This window comes from Streptomyces atratus (assembly GCF_014648655.1).
Classification (GTDB): domain Bacteria; phylum Actinomycetota; class Actinomycetes; order Streptomycetales; family Streptomycetaceae; genus Streptomyces; species Streptomyces atratus.
The window spans coordinates 1-6,221 of the sequence record NZ_BMRN01000118.1; the positions used below are offsets into that span (position 1 = coordinate 1).

Below are 6,221 nucleotides of genomic sequence, written 5' to 3' on the forward strand. Positions count from 1 at the left end.
CTGTTGTGCCGCCCACTGCGCGGTGGGGTGCGTGGTCACCCCGGTGAGGTGCAGTCTCCGGGTGCCGTGCTCGATGAACGCCATCGCGTACAGGCGCTTGCCCCAGGCCGTGTCGAAAGGGAAGAAGTCCGCGGCAAGGATCCCCTGAGCCTGCGCTGTGAGGAAGTCGCGCCAGGTGGGGCCGGAGCGGCGCGGGGCCGGGTCGATGCCTGCTGCGTGCAGGATCTCCCAGACCGTGGAGGCCGCGATGGGGTGCCCGAGTCGGGCCAGTTCGCCCTGGATGTGGCGGTCGTCCCAGCGGGGATTTTCATCGGCCAGGCGCAGCACGAGATTTTTGAGTGCGGCCGCCGTCGGCGGCCGTCCGGTGCGGGAGCTGCGGGCGGAGTAGTCCCATTTCCTGGCGATCAGTTTGCGGTGCCAGGCCGGCAAAGTGCCGGGGGTGACGGGGAAGACGGCGGTCCAGCGGCCACGCGGTATCAGCGAGCTGAGGGCGGCGAGCCAGAATCGGTCGGCCGGCTCATAGTGCACCCTGCCCTTCACATGCCTGCGCAGGATGGCATTCTCGTGCCGCAGCACCAGCAGTTCGGCATCCTTGGCGGTGTCTCGACGCAGTAGGACCGCGGGGACGGACAACAGTGCGCGGGCGGTGCGGTAGAGCAGTGACACGATCACCAGGGCAGCATTACAAGTCCTTACCGACGACCCTGGAGGCGGGTGCTGACCAGCAGCGATCACTTTACGAGCCCCACAGGTCGGACATATGGAGGTCCTCCCACAGCCTGACGGTCTGTAGACGGGTTGGGTTGTGCGTGGGGATCTTGCCCGAGGGGCGGTTCAGGTGCCTGCTGTCCGAGGACGTGGGTACAGCCCGACTGCGGCCGGGGTGAATCCCTCGAGGCCGGTGACGTTGCTCGCGTAGCTGATGGAGATCTGGAGTCCCTTGATCCGCCTCAGGGGGGTGATGTCGGCGGTGTCAGGTTGTGCCCCTCGGCAGTTGATGAAGATGCGTTCGAGGTTGGGGAAGAAGTTTGGCACCAGCTCCAGTTGTGGGTCTGACGTCGGTAGAAGCCGGAGGTACGCGATGCTGGGCATGGGAACGGCGTGGTTTAGGTCGTAATCCGATATGCAGAGCTCTGCAAGATGGGGGAGTGCGGCAATTTCTTGCCATTCTTCGTTGTCAGGGGCGGCGTTGATTACTAGGTCTTGCAGTTGCTGCCATCTGGAGACACCGGCCAGACGTGTGCCGACCCAACCACCCAGGGACAGTGAGGTGAGGCCCTCCGGTGCTGGCAGTTCCGCCAGGCTCTCCCAGGGCAGGCGCGTGTAGAGAGAAAGATCGGTGAGTTCGGGCAGAGAATCCAGTGCGTTGAAGGAGAATTCGTCCGGCAAGTGCATAAGGCTCAAGTTCGACAGTGGGAGCCCTGCAAGGTCTTTAATGTGCGTGAGCTTAGTGCAGTCGGAGAGGGCAAGTTCTGTCAGAGCTGAGAGTTCGCGGATGAACTTCAATCCTTTGAGCCGTTGGCCCTCGTAGATCCGCAGTGCGTGGGTGTGCTTGTCTGAGAGGTGCTCGATGATCTCGTCCGCCGCGAATGCTTCTCGAAAGGTGACGCTGGTGATGGGTTTCAGGAATCGAAGTGCGCTGCGTTGATCACGGGTGTGCACCGTCAGAGTAAGACGATCCCGGTCAGGGAAGGAGAGCAGGATGTCGCGGGCGTATTCGTCAGCGCTGAAGTGCTCCCAGCCCTCGACTAGGTCGTAGGGTGCTGAGTCAGGAGGCAGGGACTGCGCGAAGAGGCGGAGGAAGGCGTAGGCATGGTCGCCGCCGATGGCAGCCGCAGTCTTGATGACGGGGCCTACTTCATCAGCTTCCAGGTTTTCCGGCCCCGGTAGCAGATCCAGGATGCCCGGCCCGAGTGCGGCAAGTTCCTCCGCTTCCTCCTGGGAGCGGGGAGGCATCAGGATGCGTGCTCGCTGTTCGACCAGTCTGCGGGCGTCTGGATCGATTTCGGTGGCGTACTGCAGGCTGGCGGCCGCCAGGAGGTGGAGCCTGCTCCTGTGTCCGTCCTCAGCGTCACCGCGTTCGATGAGGCGGTGGAGCAGGTCAGCGCTCTCGGCTGGGCGGGCGTGGGCGACGGCCATGCGTATGACGTCCTCCCACTGGTCGTCGTGGGCATTGTTGACCAGCAGCGGAAAGTCGTGCGCTTCGATGGCGGCTTTGGCCCCGAGGTAGTCCTGAAAAGTACGGTGGACGAAGTCGATGGTGTCCATGGTGGGCTGGCGCAGGAGCCCGCTGCGGCCGACCAGGTGCATCAGGACCTGGTCGGCAGTGCCCTGCTCAGCCACGGCCTGCATCGCCGGCAGCGCGTCACCGACCAAGGCCTCAGCGGTTGCCCGGTCCATCTCGGTCTGGCGGTTGCGGATGAGCCAATAGGCCAGACGTTGCAGCAGCTGGACGCTCTGGTGTTCGGTGAGCTGAATGCCTTCCGGGACCTCGATGCTGCGCTCGAGGTCACGGCGTATGAGAAGCATCGACAGCGCTGCCTCGTAGAGTTCCACACGGCTGTGAGGCAGGTGGCCGCGGCGGTCCCGGTGCAGCGCACAGATCAGCGCACACATCAGGGGTGTGCTGGACAACTGCGCCAGGTCACGCTGAGCACGCACTGTCATCTGGAGTGCTGCTTCGAGACCATGCAACTGTGACCGTTCGGCCTCGGTCGCCGCGCTCTGCCTGGCGGCAGCATGCCACCGGCCGACGAAGATTCCGATGTCGGGGGCGCTCATGGGCCGCACCGACAGTTCGGTGAAGCGCGATGAGGCCAGCCAGCCTTCGGGAACCGCTGACGGACGCGTGGTGACTACGAAATGTGCGTCTTTGTAGGCCGCCAAGAGCCGCTCGAGCCAGTCCCGCGTGGCACCGCGATGCTCTTGGGGGACCTCGTCGATGCCGTCGACCAGGACGAGTGCCTCGCCCTTGGCGAGTACTTCATCGGCCCAGCCCTCAGGTTGCGAGGCGGCCAAGGGGGCCCCGACCGCGGACAGGAAATCATGCGGCTCTGGAAGGGGCCCGCGCCGGACCAGCGTCCGCAGTGGCAGGACGAACGGAATCTGTCCCCGCCAGTCCGTCAGTTCATCCGGCAGCTCGTCGTGTGCCGCGGCGACAGCCAGCCACTGCAGCAGCGTTGTCTTTCCACTGCCGGCGAGCCCTCGCAGAAGTACCCGTCGGCAGCCCGCTAACGCGTTCTCCGCACGCTTCACCACGACGGATGGCCGGTCGTCCGCTTCTCCGCTGCCTGCAGGCCAGCCCGTTGGCCGCTCCGCCAGTTCCAAACTCAAGTACGCCGCGTCCAGCGGCCAGCGCGCGCGTTCCGGTCGACTCAAATCGAGTCCTACGACGGTCAGTTGAGAATGCCGTTCCGCTACGTAGCTGAGGTACCGCTCCTCGAACGAAGGCTGCACCGTCGGCCGCACTGACCTGCGAACAGCTCTCAGAGAGAGATTCTGCGGCATGCGAGCGGCGGCCTGGCGTAAGGCCAACATCGGCTCCACATCCGCACCCAGAGCCTCCGCCAAGGCCACCAGCGTGGCCTCGGAGGGCACCATTTGACCGTTCAGCGCCTGGCTGACCGTTGTCCGCCCCAGCCCGGTCCGCTGCTGCAACCCGCCCATCTGTAAACCCCGCTGCGCTCTGAGGGTGCGCAGCCGCAGCGCGAGTTCCGCCAACGGATCCTCGTGCACGTCCTCCATGTCCTGCTTCTCCATCTCTCGGACGACCGTCTTCGTTCATCTTTGTTCGGCCTGAACCCCGGTGAACACCAAAACCGCGAAATTCCCCGGAGTCACCGTCGTCGAACGTCCCGGGAAGAAGCCATGAACACCTCACCCATCCACCTGATGCTCCTGGTCCTGCTCCTGGCGGTCATCGCGCTCTTCTGCACCCTCGTAGGAGCAGCGGCCGGCCTGCTTGCTCGCATCGACGGAGCCACCTACGCCACCGCCCTGCTACGGGGTGCCCTGGCCTTCGCGGGCAGCGCCACCCTCTCCCTGGCACTGCTGACCTTCGTCCTCGCAGCACTGTGAACGACGGATGCGTTGCCGTACTTTGTCAGGCGCACGTGGGGTGCGCCGTGGTGATGCCGTCGGCCGTGGATGTCGGGATGCCCGGCCAAGGTCAGGGCGCCGACTGCAGGGCACGGATTATCCATAGGTGCGCAGGCTTGTGGGGTGTGTTCGGTGTGGTTGCCACCTGGTCGTGTGGGAGATGTCCGGAAGCGGAGCCGGCTGGGGGCGGGCTTGGGTGTGTTTGGTGGGTGGAGCAGAACTATGTGGCAGAACGCTCGATCTCTCCGTCGACCGGTGTGGAGAGGTGGGTGGTGGCCGATGCACGCACCTACGACCTGCATGCCGAGGCGTGTGCGTTTCTGGCCGGGTTGCGCAGCAAGGGCCGCTCGCCGAATACGGAACGGGCCTACGCGGGCCGTCTCGCTCTCTATCTGAACTACTGCACGGAGCGCCGCATCGTGATGATCTGCGGGTTTTTGTCGGTGGTGGTTCGGCGTTGTGATGTCAGTGAGTAGCGGGCTCTTTGCTGCTCAGTGGGTTGTCGTGGGTGGCTCGACTGCTGTCATGGATGCCGATCTGGTGCTGACGTTTTTGGTGATGGTGCGGGTCAGTTGGTTGACGGTCGGTATGGCGCGGGGTGTGTTGTCGCTGGTCGGGGCTGTGGTGGCAGGGGCTGGGTGCCGATGGTTGGGAATGGGTGCCCGGAAATGCCGCTGCCCGGCAAGAAAACGCCGGGTACAGCGGCAGCCCCGCGACCGCTCGGACGCCAGCCGTAGTCACGATGCCCGCCGCAGGTCGCCGGGGTGCCACCGGGCCTCGTAGACAGAGAGGGTGCAGCCCGCGGTCTGTGACAGGACGACCTGGGCTGCTGCCCCTCATACCGGGGACCGCGCCACCCCAGAGGGTGCGGGCCCTGGCGACACTGCACCGGGCGGGCTGAAGCGGCCGGATACCGGTTGCTACAGCAGGCCGTTGTCGGTCAAAGGGTGGGGGCGTTCTCCTCGGCAGCGATCCGGGCTTCGACCTCGCAGCCCGTTCCGCTCGGCCTCGGGCTCACGGTGGGCCCCTGGGGCAGGCCCGGCCGGCCCCAGGGAAGGTGTCAGATGCTCTTCCAGCCGCTCATGCCGGCGCCGCCGCTGATGCTGAGGTTGCCGCCTGCGGGAACATCAGCGAGGGTGTATGCCCCCGTACACCACACGCTGTTGTAGACGCGGATCGGCCGGGAGGTCTTGTTGATGACCGCGTAGGCGTCGTAATTGTCGATGGGCCGGTCATCGCAGAAATTGTCGGGGCTCTTCTCAGTGGAAATGCCGCTGTAGTCCCTCTCCGAGAAGAAACACACCTTACCGTCGGGGCACACGGGGGCCTGAAGGACCAGCCAGACGGGTCCAGGTTCGTCTCGGCGCCCGCAGGCGTCGTGCCCGCGGCCGATCCGGAACAGTCGTAACTTTTGTAGGCCTTCAGCGCGAACGGCAGGTTGTTATTGATGCTGCGCGGATGGCCCACCGAGCCGTCGTTCCATGTGACGAGACCGGAGATACAGTCGCCTCCGATCGTCACGTTTTCCACCCATGCGCTCAAGCCCTGCCCGTTGGAGCCGCTGAAGAAGCAGAGCCGGTTCTCCCCGCACTGCTCTGCGGCAGCCTGTGCGGGAGTGGCGCTCATCGCACCGGCGATCATGACGGCTGCCGCCGCAAGCACGCGGAAACGCCTGGACAGCTTCTTGGTGTTCATGATTCTCAGTCCCTCTCCGGACGACGGTCACGCATTCGGGACACCCGGCCGCCGCGTCGGGCAGTACCCCAGGAACCCGGCGAGCCGGATGCCGCTCGCCCGCCTGGCCGGCCTGTACAGCTGCGGTCTTCCGGGAGCCGGGGACCATTTTGATCAAGAACTATCGTCTCGGCTTCCCGGATCTGGTGATCCACTCGAAAGGGTTAGAGCACCCCTCGTGGCCTTGGGCACCGCACGCTGCGCCCAGAACCGGGCCCGGCTCGTGCGGGCCCTCTACGAACGGCTGGATCGGCTCGCGGAACCGCTCCCGGCCGCCATATAGCCCCCAGGGGGAGCGGCCACAGATCCCAGGGCTTACACGCACTCCCGTGCGATGCGGCAGGCCCCGGAAAGCTAGGGGCCCCGGGCCGCGTATAGCCCCGGGGTCT

4 protein-coding genes and 3 pseudogenes are annotated in these 6,221 nt (G+C 65.4%); 3 read left to right on the forward strand and 4 right to left on the reverse strand.

Annotated elements, in window-relative coordinates; all coding sequences use genetic code 11:
* Both IEZ15_RS43205 and IEZ15_RS43210 read right to left on the reverse strand, forming a co-directional pair.
* Positions 1–672 (reverse strand): annotated as a pseudogene (locus IEZ15_RS43205) (integrase core domain-containing protein); the annotation flags it as partial.
* 162 nt (positions 673–834) lie between these two features.
* Positions 835–3,759, reverse strand: coding sequence for an NACHT domain-containing protein (locus IEZ15_RS43210; protein ID WP_229846582.1), 2,925 nt, complete (start codon positions 3,757–3,759; stop codon positions 835–837).
* A gap of 108 nt (positions 3,760–3,867) precedes the next feature.
* On the opposite strand from IEZ15_RS43210, the gene IEZ15_RS43215 reads away from it, so the two are divergent.
* Positions 3,868–4,077: a hypothetical protein gene (locus IEZ15_RS43215; RefSeq protein ID WP_189282404.1), complete on the forward strand. Its 210-nt coding sequence runs from the start codon at positions 3,868–3,870 to the stop codon at positions 4,075–4,077.
* A 230-nt stretch (positions 4,078–4,307) separates the two neighbouring features.
* Positions 4,308–4,574: a hypothetical protein gene (locus IEZ15_RS43220; protein ID WP_189282405.1), complete on the forward strand. Its 267-nt coding sequence runs from the start codon at positions 4,308–4,310 to the stop codon at positions 4,572–4,574.
* A gap of 584 nt (positions 4,575–5,158) precedes the next feature.
* Here the strand turns inward: IEZ15_RS43220 and IEZ15_RS43225 are convergent.
* Both IEZ15_RS43225 and IEZ15_RS47605 read right to left on the reverse strand, forming a co-directional pair.
* Positions 5,159–5,419, reverse strand: a complete 261-nt coding sequence (locus IEZ15_RS43225; RefSeq protein ID WP_268250520.1) for a peptidase inhibitor family I36 protein — start codon at positions 5,417–5,419, stop codon at positions 5,159–5,161.
* Positions 5,420–5,493: 74 nt separating this feature from the next.
* Positions 5,494–5,793, reverse strand: a pseudogene (locus tag IEZ15_RS47605) (peptidase inhibitor family I36 protein); the annotation flags it as partial.
* Between the two features lie 226 nt (positions 5,794–6,019).
* Here IEZ15_RS47605 and IEZ15_RS46240 point away from each other — a divergent pair.
* Positions 6,020–6,115: pseudogene (locus tag IEZ15_RS46240) on the forward strand (restriction endonuclease); the annotation flags it as partial.
* Between the last annotated feature and the right edge of the window lie 106 nt (positions 6,116–6,221).

What these genes read in the sequence shown, in the direction of transcription:
- IEZ15_RS43210 (WP_229846582.1), bottom strand. Translation starts at nt 3,759, where the DNA reads ATGGAGAAGCAGGACATGGAGGACGTGCACGAGGATCCGTTGGCGGAA.
- IEZ15_RS43215 (WP_189282404.1), top strand. Translation starts at nt 3,868, where the DNA reads ATGAACACCTCACCCATCCACCTGATGCTCCTGGTCCTGCTCCTGGCG.